At 62.4% G+C, this 24558-nt stretch carries 24 protein-coding genes; 7 read left to right on the top strand and 17 right to left on the bottom strand.

The window, feature by feature from the left end; all coding sequences use genetic code 11:
• Window positions 1–35 precede the first annotated feature (35 nt).
• Window positions 36–1106 carry a DUF6352 family protein gene (locus ARADN35_RS0100955; RefSeq protein ID WP_010458077.1) on the bottom strand — a complete coding sequence of 357 codons (1071 nt, stop codon included), beginning with the start codon at window positions 1104–1106 and terminating at the stop codon, window positions 36–38.
• Window positions 1107–1509: 403 nt separating this feature from the next.
• Here ARADN35_RS0100955 and ARADN35_RS0100950 point away from each other — a divergent pair, with 403 nt between their 5' ends.
• Window positions 1510–2406 (top strand): hypothetical protein, encoded by an 897-nt coding sequence (locus ARADN35_RS0100950; RefSeq protein WP_010458075.1) that lies wholly within the window; start codon window positions 1510–1512, stop codon window positions 2404–2406.
• Window positions 2407–2473: 67 nt separating this feature from the next.
• Here ARADN35_RS0100950 and ARADN35_RS0100945 read toward each other — a convergent pair whose 3' ends face one another.
• From ARADN35_RS0100945 to guaB, 5 genes are all read right to left on the bottom strand, one after another.
• Entirely contained in the window at window positions 2474–3475 is a 1002-nt protein-coding gene (locus ARADN35_RS0100945) for an acyltransferase (protein ID WP_010458073.1), read from the bottom strand.
• A 30-nt stretch (window positions 3476–3505) separates the two neighbouring features.
• Window positions 3506–5125: a glutamine-hydrolyzing GMP synthase gene (guaA, locus tag ARADN35_RS0100940; protein WP_010458071.1), complete on the bottom strand. Its 1620-nt coding sequence runs from the start codon at window positions 5123–5125 to the stop codon at window positions 3506–3508.
• Between the two features lie 12 nt (window positions 5126–5137).
• Entirely contained in the window at window positions 5138–5572 is a 435-nt protein-coding gene (locus tag ARADN35_RS0100935) for a type II toxin-antitoxin system VapC family toxin (protein ID WP_010458069.1), read from the bottom strand.
• The gene (locus ARADN35_RS0100930; protein WP_029412806.1) at window positions 5569–5826 is read right to left on the bottom strand and encodes a type II toxin-antitoxin system Phd/YefM family antitoxin; all 258 of its coding nucleotides are present in this window, start codon (window positions 5824–5826) and stop codon (window positions 5569–5571) included. The genes ARADN35_RS0100935 and ARADN35_RS0100930 overlap by 4 nt, the downstream gene beginning before the upstream one ends.
• A gap of 94 nt (window positions 5827–5920) precedes the next feature.
• The gene (guaB, locus tag ARADN35_RS0100925; protein ID WP_010458065.1) at window positions 5921–7396 is read right to left on the bottom strand and encodes an IMP dehydrogenase; all 1476 of its coding nucleotides are present in this window, start codon (window positions 7394–7396) and stop codon (window positions 5921–5923) included.
• 108 nt (window positions 7397–7504) lie between these two features.
• On the opposite strand from guaB, the gene ARADN35_RS0100920 reads away from it, so the two are divergent.
• Window positions 7505–8044 (top strand): DUF4124 domain-containing protein, encoded by a 540-nt coding sequence (locus ARADN35_RS0100920; protein WP_010458064.1) that lies wholly within the window; start codon window positions 7505–7507, stop codon window positions 8042–8044.
• A 32-nt stretch (window positions 8045–8076) separates the two neighbouring features.
• Here the strand turns inward: ARADN35_RS0100920 and ARADN35_RS0100915 are convergent, their stop codons facing one another.
• The gene (locus ARADN35_RS0100915; RefSeq protein ID WP_010458062.1) at window positions 8077–8439 is read right to left on the bottom strand and encodes an RnfH family protein; all 363 of its coding nucleotides are present in this window, start codon (window positions 8437–8439) and stop codon (window positions 8077–8079) included.
• Window positions 8432–8872, bottom strand: a complete 441-nt coding sequence (locus ARADN35_RS0100910) for a type II toxin-antitoxin system RatA family toxin (protein WP_010458060.1) — start codon at window positions 8870–8872, stop codon at window positions 8432–8434. The genes ARADN35_RS0100915 and ARADN35_RS0100910 overlap by 8 nt, the downstream gene beginning before the upstream one ends.
• A 117-nt stretch (window positions 8873–8989) precedes the next feature.
• Between ARADN35_RS0100910 and smpB the strand changes: the two genes are divergently transcribed.
• The 4 genes from smpB to ARADN35_RS0100890 all read left to right on the top strand — a co-directional run bounded on the left by smpB (window position 8990) and on the right by ARADN35_RS0100890 (window position 11460).
• Entirely contained in the window at window positions 8990–9463 is a 474-nt protein-coding gene (smpB, locus tag ARADN35_RS0100905) for an SsrA-binding protein SmpB (protein WP_010458059.1), read from the top strand.
• 143 nt (window positions 9464–9606) lie between these two features.
• A complete protein-coding gene (locus ARADN35_RS0100900; protein WP_029412803.1) occupies window positions 9607–9981 on the top strand; it encodes a COG4315 family predicted lipoprotein in 375 nt (124 codons plus the stop codon).
• A 22-nt stretch (window positions 9982–10003) separates the two neighbouring features.
• Complete coding sequence (locus tag ARADN35_RS0100895) at window positions 10004–10555, top strand: RNA polymerase sigma factor (protein WP_010458055.1); 552 nt, start codon at window positions 10004–10006, stop codon at window positions 10553–10555.
• A gap of 23 nt (window positions 10556–10578) precedes the next feature.
• Entirely contained in the window at window positions 10579–11460 is an 882-nt protein-coding gene (locus tag ARADN35_RS0100890) for an anti-sigma factor family protein (protein ID WP_035196968.1), read from the top strand.
• A gap of 41 nt (window positions 11461–11501) precedes the next feature.
• Here ARADN35_RS0100890 and ARADN35_RS0100885 read toward each other — a convergent pair whose 3' ends face one another.
• Window positions 11502–12689: a serine hydrolase domain-containing protein gene (locus ARADN35_RS0100885; RefSeq protein WP_010458051.1), complete on the bottom strand. Its 1188-nt coding sequence runs from the start codon at window positions 12687–12689 to the stop codon at window positions 11502–11504.
• A gap of 93 nt (window positions 12690–12782) precedes the next feature.
• On the opposite strand from ARADN35_RS0100885, the gene ARADN35_RS0100880 reads away from it, so the two are divergent.
• The gene (locus ARADN35_RS0100880) at window positions 12783–13970 is read left to right on the top strand and encodes an AraC family transcriptional regulator (protein WP_208856801.1); all 1188 of its coding nucleotides are present in this window, start codon (window positions 12783–12785) and stop codon (window positions 13968–13970) included.
• Window positions 13971–14083: 113 nt separating this feature from the next.
• On the opposite strand, the gene ARADN35_RS0100875 is transcribed toward ARADN35_RS0100880, so the two are convergent.
• The 8 genes from ARADN35_RS0100875 to rimP form a co-directional block, all read right to left on the bottom strand.
• A complete protein-coding gene (locus ARADN35_RS0100875) occupies window positions 14084–15181 on the bottom strand; it encodes an enoyl-CoA hydratase/isomerase family protein (RefSeq protein WP_010458046.1) in 1098 nt (365 codons plus the stop codon).
• Window positions 15178–16053, bottom strand: coding sequence for a DMT family transporter (locus ARADN35_RS0100870; protein ID WP_010458044.1), 876 nt, complete (start codon window positions 16051–16053; stop codon window positions 15178–15180). The genes ARADN35_RS0100875 and ARADN35_RS0100870 overlap by 4 nt, the downstream gene beginning before the upstream one ends.
• Before the next feature lie 170 nt (window positions 16054–16223).
• A complete protein-coding gene (typA, locus tag ARADN35_RS0100865; RefSeq protein WP_010458042.1) occupies window positions 16224–18047 on the bottom strand; it encodes a translational GTPase TypA in 1824 nt (607 codons plus the stop codon).
• The gene (truB, locus tag ARADN35_RS0100860) at window positions 18044–19036 is read right to left on the bottom strand and encodes a tRNA pseudouridine(55) synthase TruB (protein WP_010458040.1); all 993 of its coding nucleotides are present in this window, start codon (window positions 19034–19036) and stop codon (window positions 18044–18046) included. Before truB ends, typA begins: the two co-directional genes overlap by 4 nt.
• Window positions 19037–19039: 3 nt before the next feature.
• Window positions 19040–19411 carry a 30S ribosome-binding factor RbfA gene (gene rbfA / locus ARADN35_RS0100855; protein WP_010458038.1) on the bottom strand — a complete coding sequence of 124 codons (372 nt, stop codon included), beginning with the start codon at window positions 19409–19411 and terminating at the stop codon, window positions 19040–19042.
• A gap of 20 nt (window positions 19412–19431) precedes the next feature.
• The gene (gene infB, locus ARADN35_RS0100850) at window positions 19432–22305 is read right to left on the bottom strand and encodes a translation initiation factor IF-2 (protein ID WP_010458036.1); all 2874 of its coding nucleotides are present in this window, start codon (window positions 22303–22305) and stop codon (window positions 19432–19434) included.
• 24 nt (window positions 22306–22329) lie between these two features.
• Window positions 22330–23814, bottom strand: coding sequence for a transcription termination factor NusA (gene nusA, locus ARADN35_RS0100845; protein WP_010458033.1), 1485 nt, complete (start codon window positions 23812–23814; stop codon window positions 22330–22332).
• A gap of 77 nt (window positions 23815–23891) precedes the next feature.
• Window positions 23892–24488: a ribosome maturation factor RimP gene (gene rimP, locus ARADN35_RS0100840; RefSeq protein ID WP_010458030.1), complete on the bottom strand. Its 597-nt coding sequence runs from the start codon at window positions 24486–24488 to the stop codon at window positions 23892–23894.
• Window positions 24489–24558 lie beyond the last annotated feature (70 nt).

The raw sequence follows: 24558 nt of genomic DNA, 5'->3' as shown, positions 1-24558 counted from the left end.
GATCAAGCGCTAGCAGCTATTTATTCAATAGCACTTCAAGATGAAGACGCTAGTGGAAGATTGAGCAACAGGTTCTGCGGCTTGATGCGCACCACGCCCTCGGCCGTGGTGGCCAGACCCAAGTACACCGGCTTGCCCGCCACATCGGCGCGCATCTCGGCTGGGTTGGCGAAAGCCAGCGTAAACAGGCTTACCAGGCGCGCCATGCGGTCGGCATCCACCGGCCGGTCCTCATACAGGTCGTTGAGGATGGCCGTGGACTCCACATCCAGCCCCACGTGCCAACGCCACGCACTGTCGGTGACCTGGCGCACAGGCTCGATGTGCACCTGCACACCCAGAAAGTGCAGCACCCAGCGCTCCAGCACCCCCGACAGCGCCTTGAGGCCCGAGCGGGCACGCGTCATTTTGAAGGTGAGGCCATGGCTCAGGTCCTGTGTCAGTTCGTGGGTCAGGTCGAGCAAGAAGTGGTGCCGATCGCTTTGCGCCCAATACAGCGGCGCGTTGTCGGCCGTGAGCACCTGCAGGTCGATGGCGGGCTGCAACGCTCCGCTTTGCAGCAGCAGACGGCCTACGTCCCCCAGCCCGGCGGTCTCGTTGAGCAGGTCGAGCGTGGTCCTATCGCCAGCCAGCATCTGCCCGCTTTGCTGCGCAATGCGCTGCGGGCGAAACAGCATCTCGGCCGCGCGCGCCTCCATGGCATCGTCACAGCGGTCCAGCAGATGGCGCAGCACGGCCTGCACCATGGCGTCGATGAACACGGCCGGGATGTTGACGGCCCCGCTGCGCATGAGCTGCAGATAGCAGGCCTCCAGCGAACCCGCCTCCATCAGCGCATCCCGAAATCGCAGGAACACGGTGTAGTTCTCGCGCGCATCGCTGTCCTGCACCGCGGCCAGCTCCTGAGGTGCGACGCTGCGTGCGGGCGAAGCGGCCAGCGATTCGTGCAAAGCCACCTCCGACGGGCACGACTCTGGCACCAGGGCCAGTTCGGGTCGGGTCAGCAGCCATTGCAGGTACGCATCGGTGGGCACCAGCCAGCCGCGCGTATCCCGGGCCAGCGCCTGAAAGCCGCATCCGGGCCAGAAATCAGCGGGCGCCGTCATGCGAAGGCCCTTTGCCCCAGGGGGAAGAGCGTTGTGAGGGGGCCAGTGGGGGGCATCAAGGGTCGGACCATGGAGGACGTGGGGTGGAAGCTGGAGTGGATGTGGGCGTGCAACGGGTGGTTTCACAGAAGGTTGCGGCACGGCGCGGGCACAGGCGGTGACTGCTGCCATCGCATTCTGCACAGCTTATGCGGCGCGCGGGCGCCTCTCGCGGACTGCCCCGACCCCATCAGCGAAAAGGGTGCGGCCTCGTACCGAAAAGCACCGTTTTTCCGCTGCTTACCCCGGGATTGGCGCGGGCGAATTCAGGGACCATCAGGGCAACGTCCATAGAACCCCCATCGGCCCGGTGATTGGCCCGGTGCCACGCCATGGACTGCCAGTCCATTGAAGGAGTCGCAAGATGCTCGATATTTCACAAGCCACCAACATGCTGACGTCCCTGGGCGTCTCCAGCACCATGGCGGCCAAGGCGGCCGAGCGCACGGCCCAGAATCACGCGGGCGCAGACCCTGTCACCTTTCTCAAAGAACTGCAGACCACGCTGGAACAGCTGTCTGCCGAGGCGGCGCAGGGAACAGCGGCTGGCACCACGGGGGCTACCACCACTGCCGCACAAACCAAACCCTACCAATCCACTGCGGCCCTCTACAGCAGCAAGGCCGCGACGGAAACCGGGACGACCCAGGCCGCAGTCAAGGCGCCCTTCAGCAACCTGGAAGAATTTCGCGAATGGGAAAGTGACCTGGGCGACACTTTTGCAGAAGACTATGAAGTGCCGGACTATGTGCGGATGATTTCGATGTCGCTGAGCGGTGGGGACCAGGAAGTGGTCGGCCGCTACATGTTCTTCAAGAACCACCCTGAGTTTGCAGCCGACTATGAAGCCATTCGCAGCGGCAAACTGTCCAAGTTCCCGACGGACGGCTCGACGCTCGTCAAGAGCGACCTGACCGAGATGCCTTCGGAGACTGCATCGTTCTACAAGAAAAACACCGCCAGGCTGCTGGCGGCCGAGGGGTTCAACATGGACCCGACACTCGCCAAGATGCGAACAGATGGCGTCGTCGAGGTGCCCGACGGCGTCAATCCGTCGGAATGGCTCATGAACAACCGCTGGACGCCCGACGAAATCGTGGCCCAGAACAACCGCGTCGTTTTTGCCCGCGCACCGTACATCGGCCTGGACGGAAAAGGTGCCGACACCTACCGCCTGACCACCTACGACTCCGCCACGAACAGCATCATCAACTTCGACGGAATCGCCTACGACCCGGTCACAGGCGAAGCCAAAGCCTGATCCTGGCCCAGCATGGGGGTTTGCCTTCTTCCATGGGCGGGGGAAGGCGCGGTCGGGCATGGTCCGCCTAAATGAACCTCTTCAACCAGGGGGTACGGTGGAAAACCAGCGCCACCACCAGCGAGCCCACAAACACCAGAGCAGCCACAAGCGGCACGGTGAGCAACGGCGCATGGTCCTCGGGCTTGAAACCGTATTCCCTGAACGACTCCAGCAAAATCGGGTGTACCAGATAGACGCCCAGCGTCAACGGAGCAACCCGCTGAACAGACTGCGCCCATCTACCCGCCAACGTGCATCGCTTGAGCATCAGCATCACGCTGATCGACATGGGAACGACGGACAGGCTCAGGTAGCCATAGAAATACAGCCCTTTGTCCAGCCCTTGCGCACGGCCCAGCCAGTAACAGCCCACGGCGGTGACCGCCACAGCCAACCCAAAGACCGCCATCAACACAGCCAAGGGGATTTTCCTGTCACAGGTCTGGATCAGGTAGCCGCAGAGGAAGTACGGCAGGTACGGCAGAAACCAGTTGATGAAGAGGCCCGCTCCATCGCCAGAGAAGACGCGGGAAAACTCGTTCACGCCAGACAGCACAAACATCAAGGCCACGAGCCACCACAGATCGCGCCGGTTTGTGTTGCGGACCAGCGTTCTCAAAAAGGGAACGAACAGGTACAGGCACAGGATCATGTACAGAAACCACAGATGGTAGTGAGGCCACCCTCTGGCAACGCTGTGCAAGACATCCATCGCGCGCAGCTCGGCCAGGGCCCCCCGGTGGTTCCAGAGAATGTAAACCGCGCTCCAGAAAGCAATTGGCAGCAGGACCCGTGCCGCCCGCTTGCGGTAGAACTCGGCCACGCTCTCGGTCTTGCGGGGGTCGAGCAACAACGCCCCACTCACCATCACGAACACCGGCACACACCAGCGCACGAGTGCGTCGTACAGGTTTCCGTACCACCAGCCGGAGGAGCCCAGCGCGGTCAGGGTCACCACGCTGGCGGCCACGTGCAGGACCACCACGGCCAGGATCGAGACGACCCTCGCAGCATCAAGCCAGATCATTGTTTCAAGGTCTTGGCGTGACAGTGCTTGTTATTCCCACTCGATCGTCGCAGGCGGCTTGCTGCTCACATCGTAGGTCACGCGGTTGATGCCACGCACCTCGTTGATGATGCGGCCTGACACCTTCTTGAGCAGCGCGTAGGGCAGCTCCGCCCAATCCGCGGTCATGAAGTCGCTGGTCTGCACGGCGCGCAGTGCCACCACGTAGTCGTACGTGCGGCCATCGCCCATCACGCCCACGCTCTTGACGGGCAGGAAGACGGTGAAAGCCTGGCTGGTGAGGTCGTACCAGGACTTTCCGGTGGCTTCGTCGATGTGGTTGCGCAGCTCTTCGATGAAGATCGCGTCGGCGCGGCGCAGCAGGTCAGCATACTCTTTCTTCACCTCGCCCAGGATGCGCACACCCAGTCCGGGGCCGGGGAAGGGGTGGCGGTAGACCATTTCGGGCGGCAGGCCCAGGGCCACGCCGAGTTCGCGCACTTCGTCCTTGAACAAATCGCGCAGGGGCTCCAACAGCTTCAGGCCCAATTGCTCGGGCAAGCCGCCCACGTTGTGGTGGCTCTTGATGGTGACGGCCTTCTTGCTCTTGGCGCCGCCGGATTCGATGACATCGGGGTAGATGGTGCCCTGGGCCAGGAAGGTAGCGCCCTTGTGGCCTCCGTCACCGGCCTTCAGTTTCGCGGCTTCGGCCTTGAACACGTCGACGAACAGGCCGCCGATGATCTTGCGCTTGGCTTCGGGCTCGCTCACGCCCGCCAGCTTGCCCAGGAACAGGTCGCTGGCGTCCACGCGGATGACCTTGGCGTGCAGCTTGCCGACGAACATGTCCATGACCATGTCGCCTTCGTTCAGGCGCAGCAGGCCGTGGTCGACGAACACGCAGGTGAGCTGGTCGCCGATGGCGCGGTGGATAAGCGCTGCGGCCACGGACGAATCGACGCCGCCCGACAGGCCGAGGATCACTTCCTCATTGCCCACCTGCTGGCGGATCTGCTCGACGGCTTCAGCGATGTGGTCGCGCATGACCCAATCGGGGCTGGTGCCACAGATGCCGAGCACGAAGCGGTCGAGCAGCGCCTTGCCCTGCACGGTGTGCGTGACTTCAGGGTGGAACTGCACGGCGTAGAAACGGCGGTCTTCGTCGGCCATGCCGGCGATGGGGCAGCTGTCGGTGCTGGCCATGAGTTTGAAGCCCGGGGGCAGTTCGGTGACCTTGTCGCCGTGGCTCATCCACACGTTGAGCATGCCGTGGCCTTCAGCGGTGGTGAAGTCGGCAATATCCTTGAGCAGTGCGGTGTGGCCGCGGGCGCGCACGGCGGCAAAGCCGAACTCGCGCTTGTGGCCGGTTTCGACCTTGCCACCCAGTTGCTGCGCCATGGTTTGCATGCCGTAGCAAATGCCCAGCACGGGCAGGCCCAGATCGAACACGGCCTGCGGGGCGCGGTCGGTGGTGTCTTCAGTCACGCTGGCATGGCTGCCCGACAGGATGATGCCCTTGAGCGAACCGTCCTTGGCATAGTCACGCACCCATTCGTCGGTCACATCGCACGGGTGCACTTCGCAGTACACATTGGCCTCGCGCACGCGGCGGGCGATGAGCTGGGTGACTTGCGAGCCGAAATCGAGGATGAGGATTTTCTGGTGTTGCATGGTGGTGGTCCGTCAGAGGCGGGAGAGGTCGAGAAGTGGTACACCGCTGCGCTGTGCGGCAGCGGCCTGTTGGGGATCGAATGTGGCCAGCGGCAGGCGCAGCGAGCGCGCCAGCCACAGATAGGCAGCGTCAAAGGTCGGCAAACCGGTTTCCAGCGCCACATCGAGCACGGCCTTGTGCTGGGCGGGGGCGAGTTCGTGGAGCTCCACCCGATGGCGGACGGCTTCAAGCACGCCCCACAGGCCTTCGACGGCGGCAGCGGGGATGCGTCCGCTGTTCACCCCGCTGGCAAGGATGTTGTTGCACTCCCAGTGCCAGAGGTTGGGTGCCTGGGGTTCGACCTCGTCCCGGCGGATCAGCGTGTACAAGCGGCGGGTATGTTCGCTAGCGGTATCGGGCAGCAGCCAGGCTGCGGTGACGGAGGCATCAAGCACGAAGGCGGTCATGCAGTGCTCCGTCCTGTGCGACGCAGGCCATCCACCGTTGATGACCCTGCGGGCTGGATGCTGGCATGCAGCGCGTCCATCTGACCCAGCTCGCGCGTAATCTGCTCGTCGGAAATTACCGGACGGCGGCGCACGGGCAGCATGCGCACTACTTCCTTGCCATGGCGGGTGATACGCACCTCTTCGCCCTGCTCGACCAGTTCGATCAAGGCAGAGAATCTGCTTTTCGCTTCATAAATGCCGACGGACTGCATAAATAAAAAAGTCTGGCCTGAATGGTGAATTCAGACCAGACTATATCAGTCTGGCCAGATTTTTTCAATCAGGCCAGATTGGATCAACGAAGGATCAGTCAGCGCGGTAGTTCGGCGCTTCCTTGGTGATCTGCACGTCGTGCACGTGGCTTTCGCGAATACCAGCCGTGGTGATCTCGACGAACTCGGCCTTGTTGTTCATCTCTTCGATGGTGGCGCAGCCACAGTAGCCCATGGAGGCACGCACGCCACCGGCCATCTGGTAGACGATGGAAACCATGGAACCCTTGTAGGGCACGCGGCCTTCAATGCCTTCAGGCACGAGCTTGTCGGCATTGGGGTTGCCGGTGCTCGATTCCTGGAAGTAGCGGTCGGCACTGCCCTGCTGCATGGCGCCGATGCTGCCCATGCCGCGGTAGCTCTTGTAGCTTCGGCCCTGGAACAGGATGACTTCGCCGGGCGCTTCTTCGGTGCCCGCAAACATGCCACCCATCATCACCGTGCCTGCGCCAGCGGCCAGGGCCTTGGCGATGTCGCCGCTGTAGCGAACGCCACCATCGGCAATCAGCGGCACGCCCGTGCCCTTGAGCGCGGTGGCCACGTTGTCGATGGCCATGATCTGGGGCACGCCCACACCGGCCACGATGCGGGTGGTGCAGATGGAGCCAGGGCCGATACCGACCTTGACGGCATCCGCGCCCGCTTCGACCAGCGCCAGCGCAGCCGCGCCGGTGGCGATGTTGCCGCCGATGACGTCGATCTGCGGGTAGTTCTGCTTGACCCAGCGCACGCGGTCGATCACGCCCTTGCTGTGGCCGTGGGCCGTGTCCACCACGATGGCGTCCACACCGGCCTTGACCAGCGCTTCAACGCGTTCTTCGGTGCCCTCGCCCACGCCCACGGCAGCGCCCACACGCAGGCGACCTGCAGCGTCGCGTGCAGCGTTGGGGAAGCTGGTTTGTTTGGTGATGTCCTTCACCGTGATCAGGCCCTTGAGCTCAAAGGCGTCGTTCACGACCAGGATGCGCTCGAGCTTGTGCTTGTTGAGCAGCGCCTTGGCCTGTGCGGGCGTGGTGCCCTCTTTTTCATTGACCGTGATGAGCTTCTCGCGCGGGGTCATGATCTGGTGGACCTTGACGTCGTAACGCGTCTCAAAACGCAAGTCGCGGCCGGTGACGATACCCACCACCTTGCCGCCATCGCACACCGGGAAGCCCGAGATACCGAGCTGTTCGGACAGCTGCAGCACCTGCAGCACGGTGTGTTCGGGGGTGATGACCACCGGATCACGCAGCACGCCCGATTCGTAGCGCTTGACTTTGGCCACGTGGGCAGCCTGCTCTTGCGCCGTGAGGTTCTTGTGCACGATGCCGATGCCGCCCTCCTGGGCAATGGCAATGGCCAGGCGCGCCTCGGTCACGGTGTCCATGGCGGCGGACACGAGAGGCAGATTCAGCTGGATGTTACGGGAGAGTTTCGTCGCGAGGGACGTGTCCTTGGGCAGGACCTGGGAGTACGCTGGCACCAGCAACACATCGTCGAAGGTGAGCGCTTTTCCAAGAAGGCGCATGAGAAAGCTCCAAAAAACGGATTGTACCCGCGCCGCGTGTGGCGAAAACACGCCCTCCCGTCCGCAACGCACTGGCGGGGGGGGAATCACATGGATAAACTTGTCCGCATGAAAATGCACAAGCTTCTCCTGCTGGCCGTGGCCTGCACCTGGACCATGGGCGCAGCAGCGCAATGGCAGTGGATCGACAAGGACGGCCGCAAGGTCTTCAGTGACCGCCCGCCACCACAGGAAACCCCTGAAAAAAACATCCTGAAGCAACCGGGTGGTGGCGTCCCACGTTCAGCACCAGCCCCAGCGGCAGCCACGCCAGCGGATGGCGTCCCTTCGGCCACTGCCACCGCAGCAGCCTCCGCACCAAAGCCCGCCGCCAGCGCGCCGGGCAGCGGCAAGGACAAGGCCCTGGAAGAGAAAAAAGCACAGGCAGAAGCCGCGGAAGCAGCCAAGAAAAAGGCGGACGAAGAAAAGCTGGCCAAGGCCAAGGCAGATAACTGCACACGTGCTCGCCAGGCAAAGGCGGCGTTTGACTCTGGCAGGCCTATCACCCAGTCCAATGCCCAAGGCGAGCGCATTTTTCTCGATGAAGGCGGTCGCGCGGCAGAATCCAAGCGCATCGACGGCGTCATCGCGGCCGACTGCAAACGCTGACATCCAGCCGCCCCGCCCGCCTGAGGGAGCTGTCAGTAGCCCGATTTCCCCCCGGGCCGCTGACGGGCAAACAAACCAGTAGTGCGGGCACCCTGGCGCGCAAAACGCTCACGGCGGGCCACCTTGGGGTCCACTTTCAGCGAGCGATAGACCTCCACGCGGTCCAGATGCTTGACAGGCGTATCGAGTGACGCAGCACGGCCCCAGATTCCCAATGTCGGCACGTTTTCGGCACTGACCTGCGGCACCAGCGCGACATCCGCCCCGCAGGCCCGCAGTGCATCGCCCACGGTAGCGCCCTGGGGCAACTCCAGCACCCATTCCTGCGTTCTGCGGGGGGCGAGACAGACCACCACCGTGACCTGCACGGTAGGCCTGAGCACCAGCTCAGCCATACACCTGCTCCGCCCGCTTCACAAATGCATCGACCATGCTGCCCGCGATGCGGTCGAACACGGGGCCCACCAGCGCGGCCAGCGCCGCGTTGTCAAAGCCGTAGTTCAGGCTCAGCTCGACCTTGCAGGCGCGCTGGCTGCCATCGCCCACGGGATGGAAGTGCCAATCGCCGTCAAGCTGCGAAAACGGCCCTTTGATGAGGTGCATCTGTACGCGCCGCCCAGCCTCGTGGGTGTTGCGCGTCACAAAGGTCTGGCGAATCCCGCTGAACGCGATGCCCACCTCGGCAGTCATGCCATCCTTGGTTTGCTCCAATACGCCCGCGTGATCGCACCATGGCAGAAATTGGGGGTAGTGCTCCACCCCGGTGACCAGGGCAAACATTTCTTCGGGGCTGTACCAGATGAGGACGGACTTGTGAACGGTTTTCATGCAGACTGTGCCCGGCATCAATGTGCGCAAGCGGGGGAAATTAGAATCGCTGCCAGCGACACCCACCCATTGTAGGGAGGCCTTTTAACTCCCGGTTTGTGCCGCATCTACATCTTCATGGCCAAAAAACCCGATCCCACGTCCCGCATTGCCGACAACAAAAAGGCGGCCTTCAACTATTTCTTCGAGGAGCGCCATGAGGCGGGCATGGTGCTGCATGGCTGGGAGGTCAAGGCGCTGCGCGAGGGCAAGGTGCAATTGACCGATGGCTATGTGCTGATCCGCGACGGCGAGCTGTATCTGCTCGGCTGCCTGATCCATGCGCTCAAGACCGCCTCCACCCACGTCAATCCCGAATCGGCGCGCACCAAAAAACTGCTGCTCAAGAAGGACGACATCAAACATCTGATCGTCAAGGTGGAGCAAAAGGGCTATACCCTGGTGCCCCTGAACCTGCACTGGAAAAACGGCTTCGTGAAATGCGAGATCGCCCTGGCCAAGGGCAAGGCCGAGCACGACAAGCGCGACACCATCAAGGACCGCGAAGGCAAGCGCGAGGTCGAACGTGCCATGAAAAGCAGGAATCGCTAGCCCCCCTGCCCCAAGAGGCCAGTTAGCACCTGTTTGAGCGAAATGCCTTTTTTCTGATGCCGTGGAATAAACCGCTGCACCCATGTGTTTACCCCTGTGCAAGGCAGCATTTGCGCCCGCCTGCACCCTCCCAGGAGAAACCCATGAAGAAATTGGTATCAATGGCTGCCGCACTCATCGCCATCGCTGGCATGGCGGGTTGCGCGTCCATGTCCGACCCCCCCGTGAAGACCGTGGACGGCGTACTCGTCGGCGCAGGCGGCATGACGCTTTACACTTTTGACCGCGACGCAACCGGCAGTGGCAAATCAGTCTGCAACGGCGCCTGCGCCACCAACTGGCCTCCCCTCGCGGCCAGCACGGCGCCAGGCGGTAACTACACCATCGTCACCCGCGATGATGGCAAGACCCAGCTGGCCTACAAGGGCAAGCCGCTGTACTACTGGATCAAGGACACCAAGCCAGGAGACAAGACCGGCGAAGGTGTGAACCAAGTCTGGCACACGGCTCGCCCCTGAGGCCTCTGCAGAGTCACACCGCATGGACCGCACCCAGGTTGTCGAACAGCTGCCTGCCCTGCGCCGCTATGCGCGGGCGCTCACGGGCGACAGCTGGGCTGCCGATGACCTGGTCCAGGACACGCTGGAGCGGGCCTGCAGCAAGTGGCTGCTGTGGCGCGCTGGCAGCGATCTGCGCGCATGGTTGTTCACGTTGATGCACAACCTTTACCTCAACCAGCGTCGCGCCCTGCCCACGCTGTCACCACTGGACATCGAAGACGTTCAAGACCAGTTGCCAGGCACCGCAGGCCCATCGAATGATGCCCTGGACCTGGAGCGTTGCCTGCAGCGCTTGCCCGCCGACCAGCGGGCCGTGTTGCTGCTGGTCGCCATGGAGGACATGAGTTATGAGGACACAGCACGCATCCTGGATATTCCGGTGGGCACGGTCATGTCTCGCCTGTCACGGGCCCGCACACGCCTGCGCGCGTTGATGGAGCGCGCACCCACATCCTCGCCTGTCCCCCAATCCGCCACGCCCGAGACGGCAGCCTCTGCCAACATGCAGCCTGCGCTGCGCCGCCTCAAGTAGTGCCTCTGACCCGCAACACCACCATGGACACGCCCCGCCACGCCCCTCCCTCCCGCAAGGACGACCCCACGGCCTGGCACGCCTTGGTGGACGGCCAGTTGCCGCCTGCGGAAGCCGAGGCCCTGCGCCAGCAACTGCAGGGCGACGGGAGCGCGCTGGACGCCATCACCCACTGGCAAACGCAACGGACCCGGCTGCATGCGCTGCACCAGGACCTGCTCCATGAGCCCGTGCCCGATGGGCTGCTGGCCACCGCATTGCGCGCCGTGGGCCGCAAGGAGCAGCAGGCACAGTGGTGGCGCTGGGGCGGCATGGCCGCTTCGGTGCTGGTGGCGTTTGTGCTGGGATGGGCGGGACGCAGCGAATGGTCACGCCATGGACCAGGCAGATCGCAGGCCGACACTTCAACACAAGTGGCAACGGCTCCGGTGCAGCGTTTCGCCCAGCAGGCTGCTGTGGCCCACGCGGTGTACCAGCCCGAAGTGCGCCATCCGGTGGAAGTCACGGCGGCGCAGCAGGAGCATCTGGTGCAGTGGTTGTCCAAACGGCTGGGGCGGCCTCTCAAGCTGCCCGTGCTGGCAGCCGAAGGTTACGAATTGGTGGGCGGCCGACTGCTGCCGGGTGATACCGGCGCACGCGCACAGTTCATGTACCAGAACAGCCAGGGGGATCGCATCACTTTGTACCTGGGCGCCATCGCCACTTTGCCAGCGCCCCAATCCGGCACATCCGTAGCTACGCCCACTGCACCACCGAACAGAGAGGAGATCGCTTTCCAATTCACCAGCGATGGCCCTGTGCCCGGCTTCTATTGGGCCGAACAGGGTTTTGGCTATTCGCTCAGCGGCCAACTTTCTCGCCAGACGCTGCTCACGCTGGCAGCGACAGTACACCGGCAACTGTAGTAGGCCACCAAGCACGGGAAGCGACCCAAGAGTGCCAGTGGCTACGGCCTGAGGCTTCGGTACACCGCCGTCTCAAACTCCACATACCCGGCGTAGGACGACACATCCTGGAACGGCAGGATCTGAGAACCCCAATAGCCACCGATCCCCGTCTTCCGGTCGATCCAGTAGAACAAATTGGCCAGGCCAGCCCAGGCCAGCGAGCCCGCCGGGCGCCCCGTTGGAGCATCCTCTTCGTTGATCTGGAAGGTGTAGCCCCAAGTCTTGCGCACGGAAGGCAGAAACTCTCCGTCATTTGAAAGCGAAGGGATGGATGTCGTCCAGCCACCGCTCAACATCCCGGCCGCAAGTCCGCTGCGCGACATGGCATTGACCGTGTCAGCACTCAATACACGTGCGTGGGGTCCGGCACCATCGTTGAGAAACATGCGGATGAATTTCATGTACTCCCCGACCGTTGAATACAGCCCATGGCCGCCCATGTCCATCGCAGGCGGTTGCGGCAAAACGAGTTCGGGAAGTGGTGTCAATCTGCCGTCCATGGCGCGATCATGGATAGTGGCACGACGTTCTGCCATGGTGCCCGACATGGTGAACGCGATGTCCACCATGCCGAGCGGCTCGAACACCCGCTCCTTCATCACTTCGCCCAGTCGCTTGCCACGTTGCTGCTCCACCACCTTGCCCAGCCAGTCAATATTGACGCCATACGTCCAGCGCTCGCCAGGCTCATGCAGCAGCACCGTCTTGATAGAGTCGAACGTACTGGAGACGACGGTAGGAATGCTCTTTGCAGACCTGTACTTCAAGTCATCGTGGCTGAAGAATTCATAACAAAAGCCCGCTGTGTGCAGTAGCAAATCGTTGATGGTGATGTCTCGCCTGGGCGCCCGAGTCCGGGGCTGTCCCGAAGCGTCAAACCCGTCCAGCACCTGTATGGAAGCGATTTCGGGCACATACTTGCGCACAGGGTCATCCAGACGGATTTTTCCCTCCTCCATCAGTTGCATGATGGTCACTCCCGTGATGGCCTTCGTGGTGGAAAAAATCGCCATCACCGAATCGGTGGTCATGGCTTGGTCTTTACCCAGTTCCCGCTTGCCCGCGGCACCTTCGTAGATATTGCCCTCGCGGTCTGTGGCCATTGCCACCACACCGGGCGCACCGCCCGCTGCCGAGACGGTGCGATGGAGTATTCCGTCCGCCAAGCTTGCCAGTTTATCGCTCATATTTTTTGTCTCCTGTTGAACGCCTGAATCGCGTGTTCGGGGCGGCGCAGAAGTCCCGAACGAGGCTATTTTGGAGACTCTGTACGACTAAATGTGAAGTTCAAACGGGGGCCAAACAGGAAAAATGCCGACTCAAAACATGTCTTGCCGCTTAGAAACATCCAGGCAGTGCGGCGGGTATTTCCCCGGCTGTACTGCGCGCTGGCGGCGCGCAAAATAACGGCTTCATTTCATCCTTGGCAAGCGAGGAACGGCGCGATGAATGCTCTGCACAATGCCCTGGTTGTCGATCACAGCGGACAGATAACCGAAAAGCACCATGTAGTCTCCACGCGGGACTGGGACGAAATGTATGCGTGGTCCAACAAGATCTACATGCCCTACGAAGTGTCGCCCACGGGCAAAGCTCAGCGGCCGGACGCCCGCATGTACGCCTCGCAGATCGGCTCCAGCATCCTCAGCCGGTTTTCGTACAACATTCCCGTTCACATCAAAGATTGGTCGCAATCCGAAGACCTGGCCATCGTGCTGACCACCATACGAGGAAGCGCGCAGCATTGGATCGACTCCCGAAAGCCCGCACACACCGGCGTGGGAGATGCATTTTTGGTGGACACCAGCCGCACCGATTATTGGGTGGATTTCGACCCCAACCATCTTCAGGTCAACGTCACCATGCCGCACCAGTTGCTGGCGCAGCTTTACGAGCGATGGTTTGGCGAGCAGCCCAGCGATCAGCTGTGGCTACAAAAGGTCAGATTCGGCGGACGCGGATCGTCCTGGGTGGCTCTGATGGAGTACGCATGCCGATGCATGGCAGAGTTTCCCTCGCAGATGGCCATTGGCCCGCTCGGGCGCCATGTGGAGGAAGCCATTGGCATGCATCTACTGATGCAGTGGATGCACTCGACACCCGGGGGGCCGCGCCTTGGCACACCACCCCAGTTGGCACCGAAGATCGTGCGCGATGCAGAGCGGTATATGGCGCAGTACGCCAGACAGGCACCTACCGCGTCCGAAGTGGCGGCTGCAGTAGGTACCAGTGTGCGCAGTTTGTCGGGCACGTTCCGCAGGTTCAGGGGCGGCACGGTAAACGGATTTCTGAGGGAACAGCGGCTTCAGGGCATGCGGGCCGATCTGCTGGCAGCGCCCCCATCGGCGTCTGTCAAAGCCATCGCGGCCTGCTGGGGCTACTGCAGCATGGGCGTGTTTTCCGCCGCATACAAACGCAGGTTTGGTGAGCTGCCATCTGAAACGCTGCGTGCCTTCCGGCAGACCTGAGTCCCGGCGCCACCGAAGCCGGGACCTATTGCGTATAATCTCTTGCTGCACTCGGCAACCAGCCCTCCCCTGGCAAACCAGGGGCGTTCGGCATGGAGCACTGGCAAGCACTACTAACGCAGCGCTGCCAGCGGATGCGCATGCACAGGCCAGGGACTCACAAAAAACGGCGCCACCATCTCCGGCGCCACATCTTCAATACGTCCAGGGTTCCACTTTGGCGAATGGTCCTTGTCCACGGCCAGGGCGCGGATGCCCTCCAGCGTTTCGCTCTCGCCCGGGCGCAGGAAGAAGCAGTGGCGTACCATGTCGCGCTCCATGCGCAAGTCTTCCGCCAGACCCATGTCGCGCGCTCGGCGGATTTGCTCCAGCACCACGTGCAGCATCAGCGGCGAACGCTTGCGCAGGGTGGCGGCCGTGGCACGCGCCCAGTCGGTGTCAGCAGTTTCCAGCGCAGCGACAATCGCACCCACGGTTGGGAGCGAAAAATATTGGTCAATTTGGGCCCTGGCGCTTGAATGGCGAGCGTCACTAGCTATAAATTTAGAAGCAACAAAATCCCGAGCCGCCTTGCCATCCGCAAAGCTCTGGACTCCCAGTGCCTCCCACACGGCCGCCTGCTGGTCCGACGGCAGGCAGCCATCCGCCAACTGGTTTTCGATGGCATCACCCGCGCCAATGGTGTCACCCGTGAGGGCCAGCCACTCGCCCACGCGGCCGGGGCAGCGCGAGAGGAAGTAGCCGCCGCCCACGTCAGGGAACAGGCCGATGGCCGTCTCGGGCATGGCCATCTTCGTGCGCTCGGTCACCACGCGCAGTGCGGCACCCTGGCTGATGCCCATGCCGCCGCCCATCACGATGCCGTCCATGAACGCGATATAGGGCTTGCCGTAGTTGTGAATCAGGTGGTTGAGCGCGTATTCCTCGGTGAAGAAGTCTTCCAGCAGCGGATTGCCCTGGCTGCCCGCCTGGTGCAGAAATCGAATGTCCCCACCGGCGCAGAAAGCACCGAACGGACCCTCCTTGTTGCTGCCACGGATCGCCACCGCGAGCACACGCGCATCGTTCTGCCAGGCCAGCAGAATACCCATCAGATCGCGCACCATGCCCAGCGACAAGGCGTTAAGCGCACGTGGGCGGTTCAGGGTGATGAAGCCTATCTGGCCACGCACTTCACTCACGATTTCCGCCGCCACTGTCGTCTCCGTCATTTTTGTTCCTTCCAGCCTAAAAGTTCATTGAAAACCAGCGCACCAATCACCAGCGCGCCCCCTGTCAGCACCGCTGCACTGGGCTCTTCGCCCGCACCCAGCCATGCCAGCAAGATGCCAAAGATCACCTCCAACAGGCCCAGCAGCGCCATCTCGGGCGCCTTGAGCACACGCCCGCAGCGCACCGCCAGCACGCAAGGGATCGCCAATTGCACCACGCCCAGCAGGGCGAGCAATCCAAGGTCATGCAATGACGCTTGGAATGGCAGGGCCAGCGGCAGTGTGGCCACCACCGAAATCACCGCGCCCACCAGCACGGCGGGCACTAGGTCCACCGCATGGCCATGGCGCTGCGAATGCTGCACCACGGTCCAGTTGATGGCTGCTGCCACCGGCACACACAATGCCACCAAAGTCCCCGCCAGCGGCAGGCCCGCCATCTGTGAACCATACATCCACGCAATGCCCAGACCCGCCACCGCAATCGCAGCCCAGGTGCGCGGTGTGATGTGGTGGCCGATGAAAACACGCGCAAACAGCGCCGTGAGCAGCGGTCCCGCTGCCATGGTGACCAGCACATTGGCCACCGGCATGAGCAGGATCGCCACCATGAAAGCGGTGAACATCACGCTCCAGCAGACGCCCGAGACCCACAGCGCGCGGCCGCTGTGGCGCATAGAGGAAAACACGGCCCGGCCCTGCAAGGTCGGCAAGATGATGAGCAACGCCAGCAGCGTGAAGAAGCTGCGCCAGAAGGTCACCTCGAAGCTACGCGCGTGTTCGAGGTGGCGCGTGACCACACCGGCGATGGACCACATCAGGGTCACAGCCACCATCAAGGCCACCGCGCGGGAATGCGTGAGCTTCAGCATGTGAACCTGCAGTTCATGGAATCTGGGGGAACAAGGGATTCAAGACGGCAAAAAGGGCCACAGCATGGCAGTGGCCCTTCGGGTCGCGCATCGGGAGCGAAGTTTCCCGCTGCGCAACGATGCTACCGGTTTAAGCCACCACAAGAAGCGGCCCCAACCAGTAAAGCAGCTCAGGAGCGGCCTGCGCGCTTGCGCTCGTTTTCCGTCAGGAACCGCTTGCGGATCCGGATGGACTTGGGCGTGATTTCGACCAGCTCGTCGTCCTCGATGAATTCCACTGCGTATTCCAGGGTGGCATCAATCGGAGGCGTGATCTTGATCGCGTCTTCCTTGCCGCTCACACGGAAGTTGGTCAGCTGCTTGGTACGCGTCGCGTTCACGATCAGGTCGTTGTCACGGCTGTGGATGCCCACAATCATGCCTTCGTACACAGGGTCGTTCGCCTTCACGAACATGCGGCCACGGTCGTCCAGCTTGCCCAGGGCGTAGGTGAAGATTTCACCGTCGTCCATGGAGATCAGCACGCCGTTCTTGCGGCCGCCGATGTCGCCCTTGTGCGGCTCGTAGCTGTCGAAGATGTTGCTGATCAGGCCCGAGCCGCGCGTCAGGTTCAGAAATTCGTTGGTGAAGCCGATCAGGCCCCGTGCGGGAATGCGGTACTCCAGGCGCACACGGCCACGGCCGTCCGGCTCCATGTTCACCAGCTCGCCCTTGCGCTCGCCCAGGGCTTGCATGACGCCGCCTTGGTGGCCTTCTTCGATGTCGACCGTCACCAGTTCGATCGGCTCGTGCTTTTCGCCATTCACGTTCTTGAACACGACGCGGGGCTTGGACACAGCCAGCTCGTAGCCTTCACGGCGCATGTTTTCCAGCAAGATGGTCAGGTGCAGTTCGCCGCGACCCATGACTTCGAAGATACCTTCTTCGTCGGTCTCGGACACGCGCAGGGCCACGTTGTGCTGCAGTTCCTTTTGCAGGCGGTCCCAGATCTGGCGGCTGGTCACGAACTTGCCTTCACGGCCAGCCAGTGGCGAGGTGTTCACGCAGAAGTTCATGGTCAGCGTGGGCTCGTCCACCTTCAGCATGGGCAGCGGCGAAGGGTTGGCGGGATCGGTCACGGTCACGCCGATGCCGATGTCTTCGATGCCGTTGATCAGCACGATGTCGCCAGGGCCGGCCAGGGGCGTCTGCATGCGGTCCAGGCCCTGGAAGGTCAGCACCTGGTTCACGCGGCCCTTGATGCTCTTGCCATCGGGGCCTTCCATCACCAGCACGTCTTGGCCGGGCTTGATGGTGCCTTGGCTGATGCGGCCCACACCGATGCGGCCCACGAAGGTGGAGAAGTCCAGCGCCGAGATTTGCAGTTGCAGCGGAGCGGCTGGGTCACCCGTGTTCGGAGGAACGTGGCTGAGGATGGTGTCAAACAGGGCCGACATGTCGGGCCCCCACTGCTCGCCCGGCGCGCCTTCTTCGAGCGACGACCAGCCGTTGATACCCGAGGCGTACACCACGGGGAAGTCGAGTTGTTCGTCGGTAGCACCCAGCTTGTCGAACAGGTCGAAGGCTGCGTTCACCACCTTGTCGGGGTTGGCACCAGGCTTGTCCACCTTGTTCACGACCAGAATCGGGCGCAGGCCCAGGGCCAGGGCCTTCTTAGTCACGAAACGCGTCTGGGGCATGGGGCCTTCTTGCGCGTCGATCAGCAGCACCACGCTGTCGACCATGGACAGCGCGCGCTCCACTTCACCGCCGAAGTCCGCGTGACCAGGGGTATCGACGATGTTGATGTGCGTGCCCTTCCAGCTCACGGCACAGTTCTTGGCCAGAATCGTGATGCCGCGTTCCTTTTCGATCGCGTTGTTGTCCATCACCGTATCAACCACTTTTTCGTGGTCGGCGAAGGTGCCGGACTGGCGCAGCAGCTGGTCGACCATGGTGGTTTTGCCATGGTCAACGTGGGCAATGATGGCGATGTTGCGGATTTGTTTAGTCATAGTTTTTCCAATGTGCCGCTGGCTTGTAGGTGCGGCGTGCCTTCCAAAATTTGTTGAATTTCCAGCGGACTCAGGAGCCTGTCGGGCACCAGCTCCCCGCCAGCGATGTGACCTACCCCCAGCAAGGCCGGAGGGGTGTCGCCAAAAACGGCCACTGCACTTGCATCGGGCCAAGACCCACGGCGACGCACGCCCGACAGGAACCGCGCCGCATTGTCGCTGTCCAGCGTGACACGCACGTGTTGTGCCAGCAACGATTCGGGGGCTTCCAGGCAGGCAAGGCGCTCAGCCTCGGGCATGGCTTCAAGCTGGGCCAGCGTGACGCAGCGCTCCACACCGATACCGCCGGTATCGATGCGGCGCAGGAAGGTCAGATGTGCCCCGCAACCCAGCGCAGCCCCAATGTCTTCACCCAAAGTGCGGATGTAGGTGCCCTTGCTGCAGGTCACTATCATTTTAATAGCTACCTGCGCTTCATCTGCTTGCGCCAGGGTCAGTTTTAATGCATGAATGACAACATCACGCGCCTCACGCTCCACCGTGACACCGGCCCGGGCGTATTCGTACAGCGCCTTGCCATCTTTCTTGAGCGCGCTGTGCATGGGCGGCACCTGGCGGATGGGGCCGGTGAACTGCTTTTGCACGGCCTCCAGACGCTCAGGGGTCAGCTGTGCGGGGTCCACATCGCAGCGCTGCACCACATCGCCTTCGGCGTCGCCGGTGGTGGTGGTGGTGCCCAGCAAAGCAACGGCCTCGTAGGTCTTGGCGGCATCGAGCTGCAACTGGCTGAATTTGGTGGCTGCGCCGAAACACAACGGCAACACGCCGGTCGCCAGTGGATCAAGCGTGCCTGTATGGCCCGCCTTTTCGGCGCGCAGCAGCCATTTCGCCTTCTGCAAGGCATCATTGCTCGAAAGGCCGAGCGGTTTGTCGAGCAGCAACACCCCATGCACAGGGCGCCGCTGCACCCTGGTGCGAGGCGCGTGCATGGACTACTCCTCTTTGGCGCGCGACGAAACAGCCTTGGCAATCAAGGCGTTCATGTCGGCCGCACGCTCGGAAGTGCGGTCAAACACAAAGTGCAGCGTGGGCACCGTATGGATGTGCAGGCGCTTGAACAACCCATTGCGCAGGAAACCTGCAGCCTGATTGAGCGCCGCCTGCGTTTCCACAGGGTCACCCGTCAACAGGCTGAAGAACACTTTCGCATGGGCGTAGTCGGGAGTCACCTCCACACCCTGCAGCGTCACCATGCCCACGCGCGGGTCTTTCAACTCGCGCGCGATCAGCTCCGTCAGATCGCGCTGGATCTGATCGGCCACCTTGAAGGCGCGGTTGGGGGTGGAGGACTTCTTTGCAGCCATGTCGTCGTCGTACCGTTGCTTTACAGCGTCCGGGCGATTTCCTTGATGTCAAAGAATTCGAGGTGATCGCCTTCCTTGATGTCGTTGTAGTTCTTGAGCTTGATACCGCACTCGAAGCCTTCCTTGACATCCTTGACATCGTCCTTGAGGCGCTTGATCGAATCGACTTCGCCGGTGTAGACCACCACGTTGTCGCGCAACAAGCGGAAGCGTGCGTTGCGATGGACCATGCCCGAGGTGATGTACGAACCAGCAATCGTGCCGATCTTGGTGGCCACGAACACCGTGCGAATCTCGGCCGTACCGATGATCTCTTCGCGCTGCTCTGGGGCCAGCATGCCGGACATTGCCACCCGCAACTCATCCACAGCGTCGTAAATGATGCTGTAGTAGTGCAGATCGACGCCATTGCCCTCGGCCAGCTTGCGCGCACCGGCATCTGCCCGCACGTTGAAGCCGATCACGATGGCCTTGGAGGCGATCGCCAGGTTGATGTCGGACTCGCTGATGGCGCCGACGGCGGCGTACACCAGTTGCACCTTGACCTCGTCGGTCGAGAGCTTGAGCAGCGACTGCGCCAGCGCTTCCTGCGAACCCTGCACGTCGGCCTTGACGATGATGGGCAGTGTCTTCACTTCGCCTGCCGTCATGTCGGCGAACATGTTCTCGAGCTTCGCAGCCTGCTGCTTGGCCAGCTTGGTGTTGCGGAACTTGCCTGCACGGTAGGTAGCGATTTCACGGGCACGGCGTTCGTCCGTGAGCACCATGAATTCGTCGCCTGCCTGGGGCACTTCCGTCAGACCCTGGATTTCCACCGGGATCGACGGGCCTGCCGTCTTGGCAACCTTGCCGTTTTCGTCCAGCATGGCGCGCACGCGGCCATAGGTCTGGCCGGCCAGCACAATATCGCCCACCTTGAGGGTACCGGCCTGCACAAGCACAGTTGCTACAGGGCCGCGGCCCTTGTCGAGCTGGGCTTCGATCACGAGGCCCTTGGCCAGCGAATCGACCGGTGCCTTGAGTTCCAGCACTTCGGCCTGCAGCAGCACTTGTTCCAGCAGCGTGTCGATGCCCATGCCGGTCTTGGAAGACACGGGCACAAAAGGCGAATCGCCACCGTATTCTTCCGGCACCACCTGCTCCACGACCAGCTCTTGCTTGACGCGTTCAAAGTTGGCGTCGGGCTTGTCAGCCTTGGTGATGGCCACCACGATAGGAACACCCGCCGCCTTGGCGTGCTTGATGGCTTCCTTCGTCTGGGGCATGACGCCATCGTCCGCTGCCACGACCAGAATCACGATGTCGGTGGCCTGCGCGCCGCGGGCACGCATGGCCGTGAAGGCCTCGTGACCAGGGGTATCGAGGAACGACACCATGCCGCGTGGCGTTTCCACGTGGTAGGCGCCAATGTGCTGCGTAATGCCACCGGCTTCGCCCGCAGCCACCTTGGCACGGCGGATGTAGTCGAGCAGCGAGGTCTTGCCATGGTCCACGTGGCCCATGACGGTGACCACGGGTGCGCGTGGCAACAGCTCGACATCCTTCTGGCCCGAATCTTCGTCGGTGAAGGCTTCTGGATCGTCCAGCGCCGCCACCACGGCCTTGTGGCCCATTTCTTCCACCATGATCATGGCGGTGTCCTGATCCAGCGGCTGGTTGATGGTGACCATCTGGCCCATCTTCATCAGGGCCTTGATGACTTCGTTGGCCTTGATCGACATCTTGTGCGCCAGTTCCGCCACCGTGATGGTTTCCGGAACGTGCACTTCGATGATGCGCGCCTCCACCGGAGCAGCCTGCTGGTGGTCGTCGCGATGATCGCGGTTGTCGCCACGGCGGCCACGGGGGCCACCACGCCAGTTGTTGCGCCCGACACCGCCGCTGCTGTCGCCACGGGTCTTGATTTCCTTCTTCTTGGCAGTATCGCCTGCCCAGCTGGAGGACAGCTTGGCCGACTTCACTTCCTTGCCCGCACCCGGTGCACCCGCACCTGCGCCAGCCGTGGCCGGAGCGCCTGCACGCGCCACACCGGTGCCTACAGCAGGCTTGTGCAAGGTACCCTTCTTGGCGTCACCCACCGCAGCGGGCTTGGCCACCGGCTTGGGTTCCTCAGGTTTCTTGGCCACCATGACCGCCTTCTTGGGCGTGGCCATCATGGAGCGGATGGCGGCAGCCTCCGCCTCGGCCTTGCGGCGACGGGCGTCGAGATCGGCGGCACGCGCTGTTTCCTCGTCGGCGCGCGCCTTGGATTCAGCAGCTGCCTTCTCGCGGGCTTCGGTCTGGGCGGCAGTGCGCGCAGCCGTTTCAGCTGCTTGCTCGCGGGTAGCCTCCTGCTTCACGGCAGAGGCTTGCGCCTTCTTTTCGGCTTCCTGGGCGGCGTAGGCAGCGGCGCGCTCTTCGGCTTCGCGCTCGCGCTTTTCGCGGGCTTCGCGTTCGGCGCGCTTTTCGGCCAGCTCTGTTTCCTGGCGGCGGATCAGCTCAGCCTGGCGGCGGGCCTCCTCCTCGCGGCGAGACAGTTCCAGGTCTTCGCTGGAAACAGCAGCCTCTTCCACGGCGGCGGACGCATGGGACTCCGCAGAGCCCTCGGCACCTTCGTCGCGCTGAATGAACGTGCGCTTCTTGCGCACTTCCACCTGGATCGTGCGAGCCTTGCCAGTGGCATCGGCCTGCTTGATCTCGCTGGTGGACTTCTTCACCAGCGTGATCTTCTTGCGATCGGCCGAGGCCGTGCCATGGCTGGCCTGCAGGTAAGCAAGCAGCTTTTGTTTGTCCGATTCGGTCAACGCATCGGAAGGGGCAGCCTTGCCCACGCCCGCAGCCTTGAGCTGGTCGAGCAGGGTTTCAGATGATTTTTTGAGTTCGGTTGCAAACTCGGCGACAGTATTACTGGACATATGTGGTTCGTGCCTCCCTGACCTTTACTCTTGCCCCGCGAACCAATGTTCGCGCGCCTTCATGATCAAGGCCTTGGCATCTTCTTCAGACTGTCCGGTCAGGTCGGTCAGTTCATCAATGGCCAGATCGGCCAGGTCGTCACGTGTATGCACACCGCCTTCGGCCAATTTTGCAATCAGCTCCGGGGTGAGGCCTTCGAGGTCGCGCAGGTCCTGGGAGACCTCTTCCACGCTTTCCTCACGGGCGATTTCCATCGTGAGCAGCGCGTCCTTGGCTCGGGCGCGCAACTCGTTGACAGTGTCTTCGTCGAAGCTTTCGATCTCCAGCATTTCCTGCAGCGGCACATAGGCCACTTCTTCGAGGCTGTTGAAGCCTTCGGAGATCAGGATGTCGGCGATTTCCTCGTCCACATCGAGTTTTTCCATGAACAGCTTGCGGGCCGTGTCGGTCTCGTTGGCCTGCTTCTGCGCGCTTTCAGCGGCGTCCATGATGTTGATCTTCCAGCCGGTCAGGTCGGAAGCGAGGCGAACGTTCTGGCCGCCGCGGCCGATGGCGATGGCGAGGTTCTCCTCATCCACCACCACGTCCATGGCGTGCTTTTCTTCATCCACCACGATGGAGGACACGTTGGCCGGAGCCAGTGCACCAATCACGAACTGGGCGGGGTCTTCGGACCACAGCACGATGTCCACGCGTTCGCCGGCAAGCTCGTTGGTCACCGCATTCACACGGGTGCCGCGCACGCCGACGCACGTGCCAATGGGGTCCACGCGCTTGTCGTGAGAGAGCACGGCGATCTTGGCGCGCGAGCCGGAGTCGCGGGCGCAGGACTTGATCTCCAGCAGGCCTTGCTCAATCTCGGGCACTTCCTGGCGGAAGAGCTCGATCATGAACTCGGGGGCCGAGCGCGACAGGATGATGGGCGCGCCGCGCAGCGTCAGGTCTACTTCCATGATCATGGCGCGCACACGGTCGCCACTGCGCAGGTTTTCCTTGGGGATCATCTCGCCACGGCGCAGGCGGCCTTCCACGCGGCCGGACTCGACAATGATGTCGCCCTTGTCCATGCGCTTGACGGTGCCGGTGAAGATGCGTTCGCCGCGCGACATGAAGTCGTTGAGCAGCATCTCGCGCTCGGCGTCGCGGATCTTCTGCAGGATGACCTGCTTGGCGGCCATGGCGCCAATGCGGCCGATGGGCACCGACTCGACGCCTTCTTCGATGTATTCACCGACTTCGATGTCTGCAATGCGATCCTTCGCATCCATCAGCAGTTCTTCGGCTTCAGGGTTTTGCAGGCCCGCATCATCGGGCACGACCAGCCAGCGGCGGAAAGTCTCATAGTTGCCACTGTCGCGATCCACGGACACGCGAATGTCCACCTCGCCCTGGTACAGCTTCTTGGTAGCCTGGGCCAGGGCCGACTCCACGGCGCCCAAGACCACATCCCGCTCCACGTTCTTCTCGCGCGAAATGGCCTCAACCAACATCAACAATTCGCGATTCATGCGACGACTCTCCTGTTTCAATCACCCGAAGGCAGGGGCTGCACGCAGCGACCCTCCGCCCCAATTCATTCAGCGACTCAGACGGGTGCTGACCCGGCCTTGCCTCCACGCCCCTTGAAATCCACGATGGGCGCCAGGCGCACATCCCGAACCTCATCCAAGGTAAAGCCCAGCGCCTGCAAAGGGGCGGGCACGCGTTTCTTGCTGACTCTTTGACCTGGCTTGACCGGCGGCTCGTCACTCCAGACGATCTGCCAACCTCCAGCCTCGGCCCGCTCCAGCGTGCCGCGAAATTTCTTGCGGGTGGCATTCACCTGCCCTGCAGCTGCTGCCACACCAATGGGCGCCCTCAGGGTGACGTCGATGATCGAGCCTTCAAAACGCACGAAGTCCTGTTCGTGGCGCAAAGGACGGTCGATGCCGGGAGACGAGACTTCGAGGCGCTTGTATTCGGCACCGTCCACCTCCAGCGCAAACTGCAGCTGGCGCGTGACCTTCTCGCAGTCTTCCACCGTGACAAACTGGTCCAGCACGGGTGTCGGCGCATCGGCGGCCGGCTGAACCCAGGGCAAATCGATGGTGATGCGCAGCAGGCCGCCGGCAGAGCGCTCGATCTCCACCAGGTCATATCCCAGGCCCGTCACAATTTGTTCAACGACTTGCTGCAATGCCACGTGTTCAGTTCAATCCCGGAAAAAACAACACAACTTGCGCAAACCGGGATCAGGCACGTTGCCCACCCAT

This window comes from Acidovorax radicis N35 (genome assembly GCF_000204195.1).
Taxonomy (GTDB): Bacteria; Pseudomonadota; Gammaproteobacteria; order Burkholderiales; family Burkholderiaceae_C; genus Acidovorax; species Acidovorax radicis.
This window is presented reverse-complemented; position numbering and strand designations above follow the sequence as displayed.

Excerpts from the sequence above, each read along its gene's own strand:
- ARADN35_RS0100955 (WP_010458077.1), bottom strand. The coding sequence starts at position 1,106 with ATGACGGCGCCCGCTGATTTCTGGCCCGGATGCGGCTTTCAGGCGCTG.
- ARADN35_RS0100950 (WP_010458075.1), top strand. The coding sequence starts at position 1,510 with ATGCTCGATATTTCACAAGCCACCAACATGCTGACGTCCCTGGGCGTC.
- ARADN35_RS0100945 (WP_010458073.1), bottom strand. The coding sequence starts at position 3,475 with ATGATCTGGCTTGATGCTGCGAGGGTCGTCTCGATCCTGGCCGTGGTG.
- guaA (WP_010458071.1), bottom strand. The coding sequence starts at position 5,125 with ATGCAACACCAGAAAATCCTCATCCTCGATTTCGGCTCGCAAGTCACC.
- ARADN35_RS0100935 (WP_010458069.1), bottom strand. The coding sequence starts at position 5,572 with ATGACCGCCTTCGTGCTTGATGCCTCCGTCACCGCAGCCTGGCTGCTG.
- ARADN35_RS0100930 (WP_029412806.1), bottom strand. The coding sequence starts at position 5,826 with ATGCAGTCCGTCGGCATTTATGAAGCGAAAAGCAGATTCTCTGCCTTG.
- guaB (WP_010458065.1), bottom strand. The coding sequence starts at position 7,396 with ATGCGCCTTCTTGGAAAAGCGCTCACCTTCGACGATGTGTTGCTGGTG.
- ARADN35_RS0100920 (WP_010458064.1), top strand. The coding sequence starts at position 7,505 with ATGAAAATGCACAAGCTTCTCCTGCTGGCCGTGGCCTGCACCTGGACC.
- ARADN35_RS0100915 (WP_010458062.1), bottom strand. The coding sequence starts at position 8,439 with ATGGCTGAGCTGGTGCTCAGGCCTACCGTGCAGGTCACGGTGGTGGTC.
- ARADN35_RS0100910 (WP_010458060.1), bottom strand. The coding sequence starts at position 8,872 with ATGAAAACCGTTCACAAGTCCGTCCTCATCTGGTACAGCCCCGAAGAA.
- smpB (WP_010458059.1), top strand. The coding sequence starts at position 8,990 with ATGGCCAAAAAACCCGATCCCACGTCCCGCATTGCCGACAACAAAAAG.
- ARADN35_RS0100900 (WP_029412803.1), top strand. The coding sequence starts at position 9,607 with ATGAAGAAATTGGTATCAATGGCTGCCGCACTCATCGCCATCGCTGGC.
- ARADN35_RS0100895 (WP_010458055.1), top strand. The coding sequence starts at position 10,004 with ATGGACCGCACCCAGGTTGTCGAACAGCTGCCTGCCCTGCGCCGCTAT.
- ARADN35_RS0100890 (WP_035196968.1), top strand. The coding sequence starts at position 10,579 with ATGGACACGCCCCGCCACGCCCCTCCCTCCCGCAAGGACGACCCCACG.
- ARADN35_RS0100885 (WP_010458051.1), bottom strand. The coding sequence starts at position 12,689 with ATGAGCGATAAACTGGCAAGCTTGGCGGACGGAATACTCCATCGCACC.
- ARADN35_RS0100875 (WP_010458046.1), bottom strand. The coding sequence starts at position 15,181 with ATGACGGAGACGACAGTGGCGGCGGAAATCGTGAGTGAAGTGCGTGGC.
- ARADN35_RS0100870 (WP_010458044.1), bottom strand. The coding sequence starts at position 16,053 with ATGCTGAAGCTCACGCATTCCCGCGCGGTGGCCTTGATGGTGGCTGTG.
- typA (WP_010458042.1), bottom strand. The coding sequence starts at position 18,047 with ATGACTAAACAAATCCGCAACATCGCCATCATTGCCCACGTTGACCAT.
- truB (WP_010458040.1), bottom strand. The coding sequence starts at position 19,036 with ATGCACGCGCCTCGCACCAGGGTGCAGCGGCGCCCTGTGCATGGGGTG.
- rbfA (WP_010458038.1), bottom strand. The coding sequence starts at position 19,411 with ATGGCTGCAAAGAAGTCCTCCACCCCCAACCGCGCCTTCAAGGTGGCC.
- infB (WP_010458036.1), bottom strand. The coding sequence starts at position 22,305 with ATGTCCAGTAATACTGTCGCCGAGTTTGCAACCGAACTCAAAAAATCA.
- nusA (WP_010458033.1), bottom strand. The coding sequence starts at position 23,814 with ATGAATCGCGAATTGTTGATGTTGGTTGAGGCCATTTCGCGCGAGAAG.